The organism is Kribbella capetownensis, from assembly GCF_004331485.1.
Lineage (GTDB): Bacteria > Actinomycetota > Actinomycetes > Propionibacteriales > Kribbellaceae > Kribbella > Kribbella capetownensis.
On record NZ_SJKD01000005.1, the window covers coordinates 56545 to 72005 of the forward strand.

Here is a 15461-nt window from a genome sequence, read left to right on the forward strand (position 1 = left end):
GAGTAACTTGCCGGAGCACGGCTTGAACACGGCCGTTCGCTACGTTGCCGATATCAACGGATCTCTGGACCGGGTTCCGTACTGACGCCACCGACGCTGAGCAACTCGACCTTCTGTCGGAAGGGCCGGTTGCAGGCCGCGAGGCCTCGGACCTAGTGTCCGGCCAGGTCAGCTACGACTGGGCCGAGGGTGTCGGCGACGTCGGCGCCGAAGACGAAGTAGGAGAAGCCGATCTCCTCGTGTCGTCGTTGGATCTCCTCGGCGGCCGCCGAGGGGTCACTCGGAAGTATGGCGAGTGAGTCCGCAGCACGGAGTGCTGCGGGGTCTGTGTCGGGTGGTGCCATGAAGGGTGCGACGGAGTCGCCGATCACTGGTACATGCAGGGCGAGCTCGAGGTCGTGGGTGGCGCGAAAGTCGTGTGCCAGTCGCGTCACCTCGGCGCGAGGTTCATCCGGCGGCATGACGAAGGTGACTGTGTCTGCGACCTCGGCCGCCAGCGCCTGGGCCTTCGGCCCACGAACGGCCATCACCACCGGCGTGTGCAGGTCTGGGCCGTCGAGATCTCGCAGTGCCGTGACGATCTCACGCACCTGGGCCAACCGCTGACTGCGTGGGACCTCGGGCAGTCCTAGCTCGCGGAGCTGGTCCTCGATCCCGGGCCTGCCGGTGCCGACGCCCATTTCGAAGCGACCGTCGGTGAGTACAGACAGCGAATGCGCTTCCCATGCGGTGTTCCATGCCGCGCGCACCGGGGAGGCGTACACCCAGGTGCCCACTCGCAGGTCGGTAAGTGCTGCCGCGACGGCCAGCGTGGGCGCGGGCGCCGGCTGCCATTGCGGGACGTCGGGCATGAGGAGCGTCGAGTAGCCGCTGTCGGCGATACGGCGTACCCGGTCTCGCCATGTCGGCAGGTCAGTTGTGATCGGGGCAACGACCCCGAACCGCAATGGTCTGGCCTTGCCGGTTGCCGTCGTGTCAGTCATTGGTGGTGACCTTTCGTGGGGCCGGAGTTCTTCTTACACCCTCCACGACCGGGAGGCCGCGGATTCGACAGCACAGTCATGCCGCGGCGGTGGGTCCGAGCGCCCGGCGAGCGCGCCGCCGCTGGATCCGACCGGTCCGCTCCGGGCGCTCCGAACGGGGCGCGGACCGGAACTCACGCTTGGTCCGCTCCAGCCGGTAGGCCGTCTCTGCCTTGATCGAGGCTGGGGACAACGGTGTGTTGAACATGGTTTCCTCCCCTCAGGGCTTCAGGCCGAACACTTCGGCCATTCACCCCTACTACGAACACCTCCGCCCCGATCCGACACCGCCTCCCAGCTTCTCTGTCGTTGCCGCACTCCAGCCGTGGTTCCTCGGGAACGTGACCTGATGGACGGACGCGCTCCGCGATTCCGACGCGTACGTCGTACTGACCGAGCGCACCGGAGACCACGGCCCCCCGTTCTGGCAGGCCGAGTTGTCCCTGACGGTCTAAACCACTGAACAGTCGCGTGTCACGGGGTGCCGCGGAAGAGCGTGTTGCCTCCGGTGATGGCGACCGTTGCGCGGACGCCGGCGACGTTCAGGCTGATGATGAACGTCGTACCGGACCAGCGGGTGGTGTAGAGGACCGAGCCGGTCGCGCGAACCGGGACGACGAAAGACAGGATCGAGGCCGTGCGGCCGGAGCGGGCGAGCATCAGCGTCGGGGCGGACTTGCGGACGTAGCTGCTCGGGTAGTACCAGCCCTGGATGGGATTCGTCTGCGCCTGCTTGAGCAGCAGCGCTCCCGGCGGCAGCGCCTGACGGAACGGGACCTGGAAGACGATCGTCCTGGTCGAGTCGCCCGGAGCCATCGCCACTGCGGTGGTCCGCGACGTCACGGTGGCGCGCTGGTCCGGCGGCAGGTGCCACAAGGTCTGGAAGGCTTGGGCGGTGCGTGCCGATGCGCGATCCCAGACCACCAGCAGATCCGGGTTCTTGAGAACGAGGACCGAGCGGATCCGGCCGATGCCGGTCCCAGGCGCGTCGGTGAACGTGTACGCCTCCGAGGTCGCCTTCACCGTCGACGACGTCAGCCTCGTCACGGGCCGCAGATCGGTCGAGAGCGGCGTCGTCATGACACTGTGGGCGGCCGGACTCACCACCCACGTTCGCCACGCGCCGGCCGAGTACGCCGCATAGCCGCCGTCGATGACGATCTCCCGGCCACGGGCGGTGTAGGTCATGCTGGTGTGATCGCTGTGTCCGTGGAACGCGCGGGTCGGCCCGAACCTGATGCTGTACGTCGATTCGCCGGTGAATCCGCGGGTCGCGCCCCAACCGGTGCGGCCGAACACGTACCCGGCCGAGTAGATCCCGACCAGGCGGGTCGGTGCCGTCCCCTTGGTCCCGAGCGAGCCGGCGTACTCCATCGGCGTACCTGGCCAGGGATAGGGTCCCTGCACCTCGGTGTCACCGAGTTGGTGCAGTTTGCCGAGGGAGTTTGTTGCCAGCGCGAGCCAGGTCGCGAGCAGGGTGCGTCGGCTGGTGATCGTCGTGCCCGGGTCGACGCTGCAGTTCTGCAGCGCCGTCACCGCGCGCCCCCAGAGTGCGTAGTTGAACGCCGCGTACCCGGTCGATTGCTCGTTCGTCGATCCCTGCGCGTCGATGGACGTCGTGATGCCAGCCGCGAGCCGTTGCTGGGCGAGGTTCTTGTAGTCGACGCGGTTCAGCGTGCAGCCGACCCCGAACAGCGCGATGCTCTCGTCGGTGCCGTGGTTCCAGGCCCCGCTCCAGTTGTAGGTGAGGAACCTCGCGTGGTTCAGCAGTGCCGTGTCCAGCCAGACATAGCCGGGCGGCAAGGTGGTGACCTTGAGACCGGTCAGGACGGCCTGCCGCAGGCAGATCAGCACGTTCGTCCGGTGCATCGTCGATTCCCACGCGCCGACGTTGCCCTTCCAGGAGTACGGGTTGTCGCGATTCCAGTCGGCCGCGATCGCGTTCACCCGGACCAGCGCGGTCAGATCGCCCTGACCAGCCGCGATGATGCCCTGTCCGAGCCAGCGCAGCGAGTGGAACCACATGTACCAACTGGCGTTCTTGTACGGGTTGAGCGCCCAGTTGATGTTGCCGGCGCCGTTCCCGACCTTGTACGGCGCGAACGGTTTCCAGGTGAACTCGTCGCGGAGGACGCCGGCCAACGGGTTCTGCGTCTGCAAGCCACTGAATCCGGGACAGGTGTAGAAGCCCGGCACGGCGCTCTGCACCTTGTTCACGCCGATGTCCTGTGCCGGCGGCGCGGTCGCGGGTACGACGTTGCTCCGCCCCGCGACGAACTGCGCCTCACCTGGCTCCGGGAGGTCGGGCAGGATCGTGATCCCCGGCCCGGCGGCCCGCACCGACGCGGCCTGAGTCGTTGCCCCGAGCCCCGCCCCCAGCAACCCCAATCCCACCAGCACCACCAGAACACGCCTGTACCCGGACATGTCGTCCTCCCCCCTGCGCAGCCCCCCGCGCAGTGCTTCTACTGTCAGGCCTCTGACCCGCGAACGGAAGACCTGGTTGTTGCGGCAGGAGGCGGGTACTGCTCGCCGGCGTCGTCGGCCTGTTGGGCGACCTGATTTGCGGGCATCGGTGAACTGTTCGGGTGGCGCGCCGCCTGTCGAGTCAGATGTCGCTTGACGTTTGTCAGCGTGCTGCGTCAGCAAGTAGGTCCAGATGGCCCAGATGGCATGCCGTCTCTTCGAGCATGTGCACCATCACCCAGCGAAGCGTCACAGGTCCTTTGCCGAACGATGGCCGAGGAGCAGTGGTGTCGAGGCTGGGGAGCCGGCCTGCGACGTCGCGGCTTCTGCTGCAGGCGAGTTCGTAGAGCTCGGCAAGCTCGGCCACCGAGTCGTCGGCCGCTGAGACGAAGTCCCAGTTCTGTTGAGTGTCGAGCGGTGCCGAAGCCCATGGCTCTGGGAGTTCTCCGCCGCCGATGCGTGCTGTGAACCAGTGATCCTCCATGTGCGCCAGATGCTTCACCACGCCGCCCGGCCGCATAGCTGTCGCCGGGATGCTGCGCGTCCGCGCCTGCTCGTCGGAGAGCCCAGTAATCCGCGCGATGACACGGTGCCGGTACTGATCAAGGAACTGGCTGAGAGTGGTTCTCTCGTCGGCATCGAGGTCTGGATAGAACTGCGCATCGCTGGCAGACATCTCGACGTTGGATCCTTTCGCAGCAGTCGCACCGGCACCGCCGCCGGCCAGCCCCACCCTATGGCCACCAACTATGTAGCTCTGTGGGTTGCCGATTTGGTACGCCGTTGAGGGGTGGCTCCTGATGCGACCAGGGAGTCGCCGAGTGGTGTTCGCCAGTAGAGCACCTCTCGGCCCGACCGCCGACGCAGTACGGCTCCGGCGCCCAGCAGGATCTTGAGGTGCCGGCCGACGGCTCCGAGTGTCTGGTTGCTCAGGGCCACTAGCTGGGTCGTGCTGCGCGGCCCCTCCAGCAGTCGTAGAAGTTGAGCACGCGACTCGCCGATGAGCGGACCAAGGCCTGCCCCGTGGGATCCGTCGACTGCGGCGAGGCGTCCGGTGACCGGGTAATAGACGGCGTAGTGATTGTGATACCAGCCGGCCCAGCTACTGGAATGGCTGGTCGGCACGAAGGTCAGGCGACTTCCCGCAGGCAGTGAGACGGCCGGTCGATCGAAGCGGTTGATCCGGAGTTCGCCGTTGCCCACCCATTCCTGATCGCGGCCGAGGTCGTGGAGTACCGATCCCCAGCCGTTCCGCGCGAGCTGGTCAGTGCGAGCCACGATGTCTGCCCGGAGTACTTGTTCCCGCCGGGTCCAGTCGGTCTCGACTGTGTGGGTCCATAGCCACACCACGAGATCCACGAGAGCGTCACGGACGCCTGGACCCAGCAGGGTGGGGGACAAGCGCGCCTTGGCGGTCGCTGCAAGATCGGCCCTCACCTCGTCGTCAGTGAGAGCGCAGAGTTGCTCGAGCTCCGCCTCGAACGACGTGCGCGCCACCCAAGGCGGCGGCATCCCGAGGAAGTCCGCCATCAAGCCGAAGCGGCCTGCTTGGATCTTACGGAAGCTGGCGCGGACGAGATCGACAACGACCGGTCGGTCGGCAAGCCAATCGTGGAAGGCCGCGCCGTGCGCAGCCCGGAACGCGCGCTGCTCGGGTGTCCGCGCTGAGCGCAGGGCGTTCAGCGATCCGACGACTTCCGCGAGGGTCGAGATCGCGAAGCGGCTCTCGGCCAGGATGTCGACGGGGACCTTCCAGGTGCCCATGAGATGTTTCGCCTCCTTGCGAAAGATTATCTCCGCCCGGCGGCTCCCGCACACACTGGCGACGTGCAGAACTATCGCCAACTGTTCTCGATCCCGGAATTCCGGGTGCTGTTCGCCGCCAACTCACTCAACGTCGCGGCCAGTTCGGTCGCGAGTCTGGCCTTGGGCACGCTGACGTACGCCCAGACCGGTTCGCCGGTTCTCAGTGCTTTCGTCATGTTCGGAGGGCCACTGGTCCGCCTCGTGTCATCGTGGTTCTTGCTCAGCTTGGCCGACCTGCTGCGTCCGCGCACGGCGTTGATGGTTGCCGTCGGTGTGATGGCCGGAGGCAACCTCCTGCAGGCGATTCCGGGCTCGGCGATCGGCCTCCGCCTGGTGCTGCTGATGGTGCCCTGGATCATCTTGTCCGCGACCTCCGGTACCTTCGGCGCATTGCTGTCCGATGTCGTGCCCGAGGGCGGATTCGTCTTCGCCCGGGCGACCAGCAATGTGTCTTCGGGCGCCATGCAGATCGTTGGCTTCAGCCTGGGCGGAGTGCTCCTCCTGCACTTCAGTCCTACTGAGCTGTTCGCCGGCTCCGCGGGAACGAACCTGCTCGTCCTTCTGCTGTGTCGCTGGGGGCTCAGCGACAGGTCGCCCAGGGCGCAGGGGAAGGCCGTGCGCCGGAGCCGGACGGTCAACCGGTTGCTGATCGGTTCTCCAGTACTGCGTCCGGTCTATCTTGCGCTGTGGCTTCCCAACGGGCTCATCGTCGGCTGCGAAGCGCTGATCGTCCCGTACTCGGGTGCAAGGGCCGGATTCCTCTTCTCGGCGACCGCGCTCGGGATGCTCATCGGAGATGTCGGCATGGGACGTTTCGTCCCACCGGCCTTCCGCGACCGACTGGTCGAGCCCGCCCGCCTACTCCTTGCCGCGCCGTACCTTGTCTTCCTCACCCAGCCATCGCTCGGTCTCGCCTGCCTGCTGGCCGCCGTGGCCTCGATCGGGTACAGCGCCAGCCTTCCGCTGCAGGAGCGGTTGGTGAGTTGGACGGCTGCGGACATCCGCGGCCAGGTGCTGGGGCTCTACGCAGTCGGGACGAGCTCGATGCAAGGAGTCGGCGCAGTCATGGCCGGCGACCTGGCGAGCCTCCTCGGCGGCGACCGGCACGCCGCAGGACTGGGGATCGGCCTGGCCGCGACAGCATCGTTCCTCGTCACCGTCTCCCTGATCCCCGGCCTCCGCAGGAGCCGACAGAACCGACCGGTCATCAAGGTCGGCATCACTCCCTACGAGGACAAGCCGACTGAAACAGCTCACACGGAACGGCGGACGAGCGCGGATGCCTGATCGAACGCTCGCCCCCAAGCTGGGGGAGGCGTTGCCTGCGAGATGCGCAGGAGAGGCGGGGATCTCGTCGGTCGGTCGTTCTTCGACCTACACGGTCTCCAAGTTCAGGTTATGTGCCGCGGAGGAGGTGGTCGCCGAGGTCTGAGCGGCGGTAGAGGACTGAGCGGCCGTGGCGGGCTGAGATGAGTAGGCCGGCTGCGCGCAGGGCGCGGAGGTGCTGGTTGACCGCGGTCGGGGTGACGTTGAGGCGTACGGCGAGCTCGGTTGACGACGTTGGGGTCTCTAGGAGGCCTAGCAGTTGGGCTCGGACGCGGCCGATCAGGCCGGCCAGCGCGGCTGGCGGCGTACTCGTCTCGGTTTCCCACAGGGTTCCCAAGCCGCGGGCTGGGTAGATGAGGTGCGGCGGCTCGTCGGGGGAGATGGGCACCGCCCCACGTCGGCTGAAGAGTGAGGGAGCGAGCGTCAGCCCGCGACCAGCGGTCGAGGCTCGGTAGGAGAGGTCGCTGCGCAGACGTATCCGGAGGACTGTGCCGTCCAGGCGGACGTGTGGGTCGATGCCGGCGAACATCGCCGCAAGGCCGGCGTGCGCCATGACTCGGCCGCGGTACACAACGTCGGCCTCGAGTACTGTCCGCATCCGCGCCCAGTGCGGCTCGAAACATGCCTCCCAGTAGTCCCGCAGCGCTGCCAGCACCCGGCCGAGTACCCGGGCCGGCCGGCCTTGAAGGGCCGATGGCAGAGTGCCCGGATGGACCTCCGCCAGGTCCGCGCGTACGACGCCCGCCGGGGTGCCTGCCAGAGTCGACAACTCGTCCTCGATCCTGCCCAGCGGACTGTAGGGCCGTGGGGTGAGGAAGTCCGGCGTCCACAGCGACTCGTTCGTCAGGGCACGGAGCAGTTCCAGGTCGAGCCCGGTCCGCGCCGGCTCGGTGGCCCGCAGCCAGGGCAGTTGCAGGGGGAACCGGCCGGGATCGCGCAGGGTCCGTAGGGACAGGACCAACTCGTGCAGCGGTGAGATCGCGAACCGCACCTCGCCGAGATCGTTGCCCGCGAGCTCGTACTCGATCATGAAGTAATACGCTACATCGTTGGTGCCGGTCATCCTCCGGATGCGACAACTGTGGAGTGCCTGAGCTCCTCCGTGATCCCGTCGAACGCGCGCTCGCCTCCGCTGTGGCCGCGCTGTCCCTGTCTCGTGGCATGTTCTTCGCCGTCAGCGCGCTCTACTTCACCCGCGGGGTCGGACTGTCTGCAGCCACCGTCGGCATCGGGCTCACCGTCGCCGGAGGGGTTGGCGTCCTGGCGTCGTACGCCGGTGGGCGGCTGAGCGACCGTTACGGTGCGGATCGGCTCCAGCAATGGGCGTTGGCCGCGAGCGGAGCCTCGCTGCTGGCGTATGCCTTCGCCAGCGACGTTGTCAGCTTCGTCCTGATCGCGGCCTGCGTCTCCGCCACGCGTGGCCTGCAGAGCACCGCTCAGGTGACAATGCTCGCCCGCTGGTACGTCGGCCCGGAGCGGGTCACGGTCCGCGCCAGGCTGCGTGTGGTGATGAACGTCTTCATCGGCGGCGGCAGTCTGCTCGCGGGACTCGCTCTGACGGTCGACACGACATCGGCGTACCGCCTGACGGTGGTTCTCGTCGGCGCGGTCACGATCCTCGGCACACTCCCACTGATCGGTCTGCGCCGCAGGGTCGCGGGGATGGCGGCGCGCATGGATGCCTCCGGTGGCGCCGCGACATCCGTGCGTGGACGCTCGCCTCTGCGCGATCGTACGTACGTATTGTCGACAATCCTCAACGCCATCCTCGCGATCCAGTTCGGACTGACGTCGGTCGGGATACCGCTGTGGGTCGCAGACCACACCGATGCCCCAACGGTTGTCGTATCAGCGCTCCTGCTGGTCAACACCGTCTACGTCGCTCTCTTCCAAGTCCGCGCCTCCCGCGGTGCACAGACCCTGCGCACCGCCGGGCGGTCGGTACGACGAGCCGGCCTGCTCCTCCTCGTCGCCTGCCTGCTGTTCGCCAGTGCAGGCAACCTCGGCGCCGCAGCGGCAACAGCCGTCCTGCTCCTCGCCGCACTCGCCGCCTCCGCGGCTGAGACACAGGGTGAGGCCGGCGGCTGGACGATGGCCTTCGAACTCGCCGACCCCGCTCGCGCGGGCGCCTACCAAGGCCTCAGCCAGACGGGCTACGCACTCGCCCTGATGCTCAGCCCATCCGTCGTCACGACAAGCGCGGTCGACCACGGCATGCCAGGTTGGATCGCGCTCGGCCTACTCTTCGCAGCCACCGGCACCGCAACCGCGCTGGTCGCCAACCACGCAGCCTCACGCAGGAACGAACAACCCACACCTGTCGCCGACACAACGTTGCTATAGGCAAATACCTGCTCCGTCACCCTCATTCCAGGGTGTGTTGGACTGGGATGGTTTGGGGGAGGTCTGTCAGTTCGAGTGCGGCGCGGAGCGGCGAGTTTGCTGGGACGACGATGCGGAGTTCCTGGCGGCGTTGGCCGATTCGTTCGGCGAGGCGGAAGAGCATCGCGATTCCGGAGCTGTCGAGATAAGTGGTCTCGCTCAGGTCCACGACGATGACGGTCGCGTCGGCGGAGGCGACGTGGCTGATGGAATCCCTGACCTCGATGGCGTTGGTGAGGTCGACTTCGCCGGAGATCCGCACGACTTGGACGCCCTGGCTTGTCCAAGCGTCGACTTCGGCGTAGGCGGTCACGGTTCGTTTCCTACCGCTACGTTGCGCCGCATGACCATCGTCGTACCGTGTGGACCACTGTCGACGTCGACGGAGTCCATGAGTCCGTGGATCAGCCTCAGGCCCCAGCCTCCGCCACGGTTTGCTGGGCTCCGCCACCGACCATGGTCGCGCACGGTCAGCTCGATTGAGCTGTCCACAAGTCGCGCCTCGACCTGCAGGTCGCCTGGCGAGGCACCGTACGCATGGCGTACGACATTGCTGCAAGCCTCCCCACAGGCGATCGCGATCTCGCCGGCGTCCCGCGCGTTGACACCCGACTCACGGAGCCAGCGACGTAACGCGTGCCGGAGTTGAAAGAGCATGTGGGCCTCGGCCGGCACGTCGAGTGACAGCGGCGTACCGGCCAGCACCAATGGCCGCAGCGCAACCAGTGCGATGTCGTCGGCAACCTCGTCGTTCTCCGGGAGGGCCGACAGGAGATGGTCACAGAGTGCCTCGAGGTCGGCCTGCCCGATGCCGGATGCTTCGGCGACCAGCCGATCGAGACCGTCCTGAATCGACAGGCTGCGCTTCTCGATCAGCCCGTCGGTGTAGAGCAGCAGAGTCGCGCCAGGCCTCAGTTGCTGTGTTGCCTCGGCATAGTCCCGTTGCGCGAGTACGCCGAGCGGTGGGGCCAACCCACCCTCGAGGTACCGCGTGCCCCCGTTGTCGATCATGAGGGCGGGCGGATGTCCTGCGTTCGTGAACCGCATGGTGCCGGTGTCTGGGTCATAGAGGACGTACAGCACAGTCACCATCTCGGCCACTGACAGCTCGCGGACCAGCTCGTGCAGACCGTTCATCACCGCGACCGGTGAGGGATCGTGTACGGCGTAGGCGCGGACCGCCATCCTCAGCTGTGCCATGGCTGCCGCAGCCTGCAAACCGTGTCCGGCAACGTCACCGATGACGAGAGCTATCAGGCCACCGCGCAGCTGGATCACGTCGTACCAGTCGCCGCCGACATGCAGGTCTGCAGTTGCCGGGACGTAGCGGGCGGCCACGGTCACGCCTGGGATATCGGGCATGCGGTCCGGGAGCAGGTTGCGTTGCAGCGTTTCCGCGATCTGGTGCTCTCGCCGCGTCCTGGCCTCCTCCAGGCTCAGCTGCTGTTCGGTCTCGTACCGCTGGTGGATCTCGCGGCGCAGACGGTCGCTGGTTGCCGAGAGTTCCGCCGTACGACTCTCGACGCGTCCCTCCAGCTCGGCAGCTGCGGACATCAGCGCGCTGTTCAACCGCATACGCTCGGTCACCAGCGCCGCGAGGAAGAACGACGTGAGCGCGACGGTGGCGTTGAACGCCTGAAGAGTCAGCATCTGCTCCAACAGCGACTCATCCGCGAACGGGCCGAGCTCGCGCGTCGCCGACCAGGTTGCGATCAATGTGGCCATCAGCGCGGCAGGAGCAGCTCCGCGCAACTGCAGACGCCACGAGGCCCAGCCCAGCAACGGCAGCGCCAGGAACAGCAGGGGCAGGTCGGTGTACGCCGTCCACGACACAAGCACCGTCGTCAGCACGAGGATCACAGCGGCTTCGAGCCAGCGCGTGGCCGGCCACGGTTCGAGCTCCCGGAACAGAGGGATGCACAGAAGGAACGGGGTGACGGCGAGCACGCCCATCGCGTCGCCGGTCCACCACACCGCCCACGCACCGACCAGCTCGTCGGTACCGATCGTTTTCGAGGACAGGAGCGTGATGGTGCCGATGGTCGCGCTGATCGTCATGCTCGCCAACGCACCCAGGAAGACGATCGCGAGCGCGTCACGCCGGCGATCCAGCTGACGCCGGAACCCGACGCGCTCAAGGACGATCGCCGCCACCAGTGGTGCAAGGGTGTTGCCCAGGGCGGTGAGCAGCGCGGGTACCGGACCAGTGCTGATCGGCAGATTCACGGCCAGAGCCGCACATGCGACGCCCGGCCACATCGACCTCCCGAAGACCAGGAAGGCGGCCAGTGCGATGCCGCTCGGCGGCCACAGTGGCGTGACATTTTGCTCGACCAGCGACAGGCTCAGGCCCAGACGCGCACCGAGATAGTAGGCCGCTCCGACCAGGACAACGGCCACGACAGTGCGGCCCAGATCCGCCGGCAGGAGCGGCCTGAGTGCCCTTGAGGTCGAAGAAGCTCCCTCGCGCCAAGCCATGGTTCTAGTACGGCGTCATCAGCTGCGGCAGCGTCTGTGCCGACACGCCAAGGACAGCCGGTGCGGCGTACCTGCTCGTGGCGTGCGCTGTGGCTGTAGACACCCTGTCCAACTCTCCGGCCGGGGCGGAGCGCCTCATTGTCCTAAGCTCATGGGACGCTGGAAGGCCGGGCTACGTCAAGCCACTGGTGCGCAGGTGAGCTGTACGTACCGTCGCTGGGCGTGACGAACAGCCGCCCTGACACCGTTGCCGCAATCTCCACCACCCCAGGATGCTTTGAGAATTCAATTGTCCGGGTCGCGTCACAGGGGGCGAAGCGCCCAGATGATGAATCCGACCGCCGTGCCGAGGATCAGACCGATGGCACCGCCGAATGGCGCCATCACGACGGCAGCATCCGCCGACTCCGTTTCGAGGCCCAAATACGCCCAGAGCGTCGCACCTACGACGCCCAGCAATGCGCCGATGACCGCTCCCAGCAGCACTGCAACCCACGGTGATCTCTCGGGCGACATCTCTCGAAGGTACTTGAGATTGCGCGCGGCGAGCACGCCTCCTGAGAGGTGCGCGGCGGGATAGTTGCCGTCTGCAACGGTGTTGTACGGTTGGGTCGGACATCACTTGGAGGAGCGAGATGGCGCAGCGCATCGTAGTCCGGCTCACCGACGATCTCAGTGGCGCGGAGCTCCCGGTTGGCAAAGGCGAGACCGTCACATTCTGTCTCGACGGCATTACCTACGAGATCGACCTGGCCGCGAAGAACGCAAATGCGCTTCGTAAGGCACTCCGGCCGTACGTCGAGGCTGGTCGCCCGGTCAGGCCATCCCGCCCGCGCCCGGTCCGGACCCGGATCGCGGCCGATCCCCGCACCGTCAAGGAATGGGCCCGAGCCAACGGCTACCAGGTAGCCGACCGCGGCCGAATCCCCCAAACCGTCATCGACGCCTTCGACGCCGCGAACTGAAACCAGTCTGCCGGTCCCGGGAGTCCGGCCCCCCATTCTGCTGCCAGGCACGACTGGTGATGTTATTGCCTGAGGCAACCGCTTGGGGGACTGCGGGCCGTCGACCTCTCTAACAGCCAAAAGGCGTATTGCCTGTTAGAGTTGGTTGCGGAGGTGGTTGTGGGTGACGTATCGGCCGGAGTTGATCGGCGGGCATCTCGCGCTCGACCTCGTGAATACCGTCGCGTGGCGTCTCGATCCCGGGCGAACCGTCGACAGGTTCGCCGAGCTGTCGAACGTGGAGTGCTGGCTGCTTGCGGCCGGTGTGATCACGGATGGGGCAGTGGTGACGCGACGGTTGTGCGACGACCTGGTGGCCGCGAGGGACATCGCGTACGACGTCCTGGCAAGCCTCGCCAACGGACAGCTGCCGGACCCCGCCCCGATCGACGCGCTGCAAGGCCTCATCGTCGAGGTCGTCCGGTCGGCATCGGTCGAGGTGAGCCCGTTCGAGTGGCGGGCCGATGATCCGGGCGGTGCCGTCCGGCTGGCGGTCTGGCGGCTCTTCGAGGACGAAGACCTGAGCCGGTTGCGCCAGTGCGGCGATGACGGTTGCGGCTGGCTGTTCCTGGACCGGAGCAAGAATGGCTCGCGGCGGTGGTGCAGTTCGGCCGACTGTGGCAACCGGGCTCGCGCTCGCCGGCATTACGAGCGAACCCGGGACGGATCAAGGCCATGACAGGCCCCGGCCGGCAGTCGTTCGCCCGCGGGCTTCGTCTCGGCATCGGGCCGGCGCTCGCGACCGGCGTACTGGCGCTGAATTTCGGTGCCGAAGCGCGGGCACGAGGCTGGGGGACCGTGGCGCCGGTGGCCTTCTCCGCGTTCGCGTTCAGCGGCTCGGCACAGTTCACCTTGCTCAGTTCGTTGTCCGGCGCGACGGTGCTCGCGGCGATCGTCGCGGCCATGGTGATCAACGTGCGATACCTGGTGATGAGCGTGGCGATCGCGCCGAGCCTGCGCGGGGGCCGGCCGGCGCGCATCCTTCAGGCGCAAGCGATCGTCGACGCTTCGTTCCTGGCCGCGCATGACGAGGACGAACAGTACGACGTCTGGCGGATGATCGGAGTCAGCGTCCCCCAATGGATCTGCTGGACTGGAGGCACCGCCGTCGGCGTGCTGGCCGCTCCATCGCCGGATCTCATGCACAGGCTCGGCCTCGACGTGGCGTTCCCGGCGTTCTTCATCGTCTTGCTGATTGACGAAGTACGTCGATCCCGCCGCGCGGTCGTTGCCTGCCTGCTCGGTGCGGTCATCGCCGCCGGGCTGTTGTTCGTCACCGGTCCCAGCTACGCCCTGCTCGGTGCCGCTGCGGCCACCCTGATCGGGCTCCGACGAAGGAGGCATCATGAAGCTGTGGCTGTGCGTACTGGCGGTCAGCGCCGCTAACTGGTTGATGAAGGCCGCAGGCCCACTGGTACTCGGGAAGCGGGATCTCCCGCCGGCACTGGTCAGTGTCACCAAGCTGACTGCTCCGGCGTTGCTCGCGGGACTGATCGTCACTGACCTCGGCGGCCGCACGATCGACTGGACCCAACTGATCGGAGTGGGCGTTGCCGGCATCCTCAATCTCCTGAGGATACCGATGCTGCCGGCAGCCGCCGCCGGCGTCGCCACCACGGCCCTCGTCCGTCTCGCGTCGGCCTAGGGGCCCGTGCGGGAGTTCATGAGGTTGCCGCTGCCGCGACGCCGGCGGTCCAGGAGGTCATCAAGTGGTCGGCGATGAGGTTGTCGATGCCGAGGGAGCAGGCGGCTCCGAAGATGATGTCGATGGCGGTCTCGGGGTGTTGCGCGGCGTAGGAGTCGCACAGATCGTGCGCGGCAATCTGTTCATGGACCGCGTCGGCTTCGACGTGTTCGGTGAAGTACTGCGCCGCAGCGGAATCCGCACCCAGTCGGGTTGCGCCGGCGGCATAGCGTCGGTTGGGGAGCGTGGACGTCATCTCCAGAGCGGCCAGATGGCCGATGAGTGCGCCGGTCCACCTGCGGTGCACGGCAAACAGGGACATCACGTTGGAGTGCGCCAAGGTGACAGCCGGTACGTCGGGAACGTAGTGCCCGTAGGTGTCGTCGAGGTCGAGCCACCGCATCGTTGCCCGAAACAGCTCCGCGTGCATGCGTTCGGGACGGCCGCCGCCGTACTCGTCGGCCTGGATCTCGACCAGCGCGGCCTTCGCCGCACCGTCCAGCCTCGGGATGCCGAAGCTGTGCGGATCGGCTTCCTTGAGCTGGTACACGGACCGATTCCTGACGAACTCGCGGAATTGTTCCAGCGTCGCGCGCCGATGCAGGTGCGCTGCCAACGGCGGCCCGTGATCGGAGTCCACCAGTTGCCTCAACAGCTGTGACGGCCTGGCGTTGGAGTCCGACGGCGACGGCATGTACGCGCGTCGCAACCAGGCCGACCACGGCACCTCGAGCGCGGATCGCAGTGCCAGTACGGCGGGATCCCATTCCGCTTCCGGGTCGATTCCGTCGAAGCCGCGATAGTGGAGCTCATAGCAACACCACAACGTCAGCTGGACGTCGTCGTCGGACCACGGCTCGTCGTCGACGGCAACAGTTGGGTGCGGGGACGTCGTGGCGTTGCGCAGGTACGCGATCAGCCAGCTGCTCAACCGGCCTCGCGGTGGTGGGAGTTGCATCGTGCCTCCTTCAGGAACCACGCAGTACCCGCGGACAACCGGTCCATGCCGCGGTGATTCGGCCCGGGTACCGAACGCCCATGAGCATCAGCGAAGCGGATCAGCCTGACCGCGTGACGATCCGCGCCTACCCGAACGGCCCCTTGCTCGTTCGCGGCCCCGTCGAACTCCGCGACGAGCACGGCGAACCGATCGACTCGGCCCGCGCCACCATCGCCCTGTGCCGCTGCGGCCGCTCGTCCATCAAGCCCCTCTGCGACGGCACACACGCGATCAACCGCAAGCGCAAGCAATAGCGCAACACCTGGTGGGTTTGGTGGGGGGTACCGGGCGGC

General features: G+C 67.1%; 17 protein-coding genes. 7 read left to right on the forward strand and 10 right to left on the reverse strand.

Features of this window, described 5'->3' with window-relative positions; translation table 11 throughout:
• Positions 1-152: 152 nt before the first annotated feature.
• The 5 genes from E0H75_RS21895 to E0H75_RS21910 all read right to left on the reverse strand — a co-directional run bounded on the left by E0H75_RS21895 (position 153) and on the right by E0H75_RS21910 (position 5252).
• Entirely contained in the window at positions 153-983 is an 831-nt protein-coding gene (locus tag E0H75_RS21895; RefSeq protein ID WP_131515512.1) for an LLM class flavin-dependent oxidoreductase, read from the reverse strand.
• A gap of 76 nt (positions 984-1059) precedes the next feature.
• The gene (locus tag E0H75_RS43170) at positions 1060-1230 is read right to left on the reverse strand and encodes a hypothetical protein (RefSeq protein ID WP_165553945.1); all 171 of its coding nucleotides are present in this window, start codon (positions 1228-1230) and stop codon (positions 1060-1062) included.
• 266 nt (positions 1231-1496) lie between these two features.
• Positions 1497-3449, reverse strand: a complete 1953-nt coding sequence (locus E0H75_RS21900) for a heparinase II/III domain-containing protein (protein WP_131515513.1) — start codon at positions 3447-3449, stop codon at positions 1497-1499.
• Between the two features lie 202 nt (positions 3450-3651).
• Entirely contained in the window at positions 3652-4164 is a 513-nt protein-coding gene (locus E0H75_RS21905; protein ID WP_131515514.1) for a DinB family protein, read from the reverse strand.
• 71 nt (positions 4165-4235) lie between these two features.
• The gene (locus E0H75_RS21910; RefSeq protein WP_131515515.1) at positions 4236-5252 is read right to left on the reverse strand and encodes an ArsR/SmtB family transcription factor; all 1017 of its coding nucleotides are present in this window, start codon (positions 5250-5252) and stop codon (positions 4236-4238) included.
• A gap of 63 nt (positions 5253-5315) precedes the next feature.
• Between E0H75_RS21910 and E0H75_RS21915 the strand changes: the two genes are divergently transcribed.
• On the forward strand, positions 5316-6581 hold the full coding sequence (locus tag E0H75_RS21915) for an MFS transporter (RefSeq protein ID WP_202873111.1): 1266 nt from the start codon (positions 5316-5318) through the stop codon (positions 6579-6581).
• Positions 6582-6690: 109 nt separating this feature from the next.
• On the opposite strand, the gene E0H75_RS21920 is transcribed toward E0H75_RS21915, so the two are convergent.
• Positions 6691-7650, reverse strand: a complete 960-nt coding sequence (locus E0H75_RS21920; protein ID WP_131515516.1) for an ArsR/SmtB family transcription factor — start codon at positions 7648-7650, stop codon at positions 6691-6693.
• 56 nt (positions 7651-7706) lie between these two features.
• Here E0H75_RS21920 and E0H75_RS21925 point away from each other — a divergent pair, with 56 nt between their 5' ends.
• Positions 7707-8963, forward strand: a complete 1257-nt coding sequence (locus tag E0H75_RS21925) for an MFS transporter (RefSeq protein WP_202873112.1) — start codon at positions 7707-7709, stop codon at positions 8961-8963.
• A gap of 22 nt (positions 8964-8985) precedes the next feature.
• Here the strand turns inward: E0H75_RS21925 and E0H75_RS21930 are convergent, their stop codons facing one another.
• From E0H75_RS21930 to E0H75_RS21940, 3 genes are all read right to left on the reverse strand, one after another.
• Positions 8986-9315, reverse strand: a complete 330-nt coding sequence (locus E0H75_RS21930) for an STAS domain-containing protein (RefSeq protein ID WP_165553947.1) — start codon at positions 9313-9315, stop codon at positions 8986-8988.
• Positions 9312-11402, reverse strand: coding sequence for an ATP-binding SpoIIE family protein phosphatase (locus E0H75_RS21935; RefSeq protein WP_202873113.1), 2091 nt, complete (start codon positions 11400-11402; stop codon positions 9312-9314). The genes E0H75_RS21930 and E0H75_RS21935 overlap by 4 nt, the downstream gene beginning before the upstream one ends.
• A gap of 381 nt (positions 11403-11783) precedes the next feature.
• A complete protein-coding gene (locus E0H75_RS21940) occupies positions 11784-11996 on the reverse strand; it encodes a hypothetical protein (protein ID WP_131515519.1) in 213 nt (70 codons plus the stop codon).
• Positions 11997-12115: 119 nt separating this feature from the next.
• Here E0H75_RS21940 and E0H75_RS21945 point away from each other — a divergent pair, with 119 nt between their 5' ends.
• From E0H75_RS21945 to E0H75_RS21960, 4 genes are all read left to right on the forward strand, one after another.
• Complete coding sequence (locus tag E0H75_RS21945) at positions 12116-12445, forward strand: histone-like nucleoid-structuring protein Lsr2 (RefSeq protein ID WP_131515520.1); 330 nt, start codon at positions 12116-12118, stop codon at positions 12443-12445.
• A gap of 163 nt (positions 12446-12608) precedes the next feature.
• Positions 12609-13163 carry a CGNR zinc finger domain-containing protein gene (locus tag E0H75_RS21950; RefSeq protein WP_131515521.1) on the forward strand — a complete coding sequence of 185 codons (555 nt, stop codon included), beginning with the start codon at positions 12609-12611 and terminating at the stop codon, positions 13161-13163.
• The gene (locus E0H75_RS21955; protein WP_131515522.1) at positions 13160-13870 is read left to right on the forward strand and encodes an AzlC family ABC transporter permease; all 711 of its coding nucleotides are present in this window, start codon (positions 13160-13162) and stop codon (positions 13868-13870) included. The genes E0H75_RS21950 and E0H75_RS21955 overlap by 4 nt, the downstream gene beginning before the upstream one ends.
• Positions 13830-14129, forward strand: a complete 300-nt coding sequence (locus E0H75_RS21960) for an AzlD domain-containing protein (protein WP_131515523.1) — start codon at positions 13830-13832, stop codon at positions 14127-14129. The genes E0H75_RS21955 and E0H75_RS21960 overlap by 41 nt, the downstream gene beginning before the upstream one ends.
• Before the next feature lie 16 nt (positions 14130-14145).
• Here E0H75_RS21960 and E0H75_RS21965 read toward each other — a convergent pair whose 3' ends face one another.
• Positions 14146-15126, reverse strand: a complete 981-nt coding sequence (locus E0H75_RS21965; RefSeq protein ID WP_131515524.1) for an iron-containing redox enzyme family protein — start codon at positions 15124-15126, stop codon at positions 14146-14148.
• Positions 15127-15206: 80 nt separating this feature from the next.
• On the opposite strand from E0H75_RS21965, the gene E0H75_RS21970 reads away from it, so the two are divergent.
• Positions 15207-15422 carry a CDGSH iron-sulfur domain-containing protein gene (locus E0H75_RS21970; RefSeq protein ID WP_131515525.1) on the forward strand — a complete coding sequence of 72 codons (216 nt, stop codon included), beginning with the start codon at positions 15207-15209 and terminating at the stop codon, positions 15420-15422.
• Positions 15423-15461 lie beyond the last annotated feature (39 nt).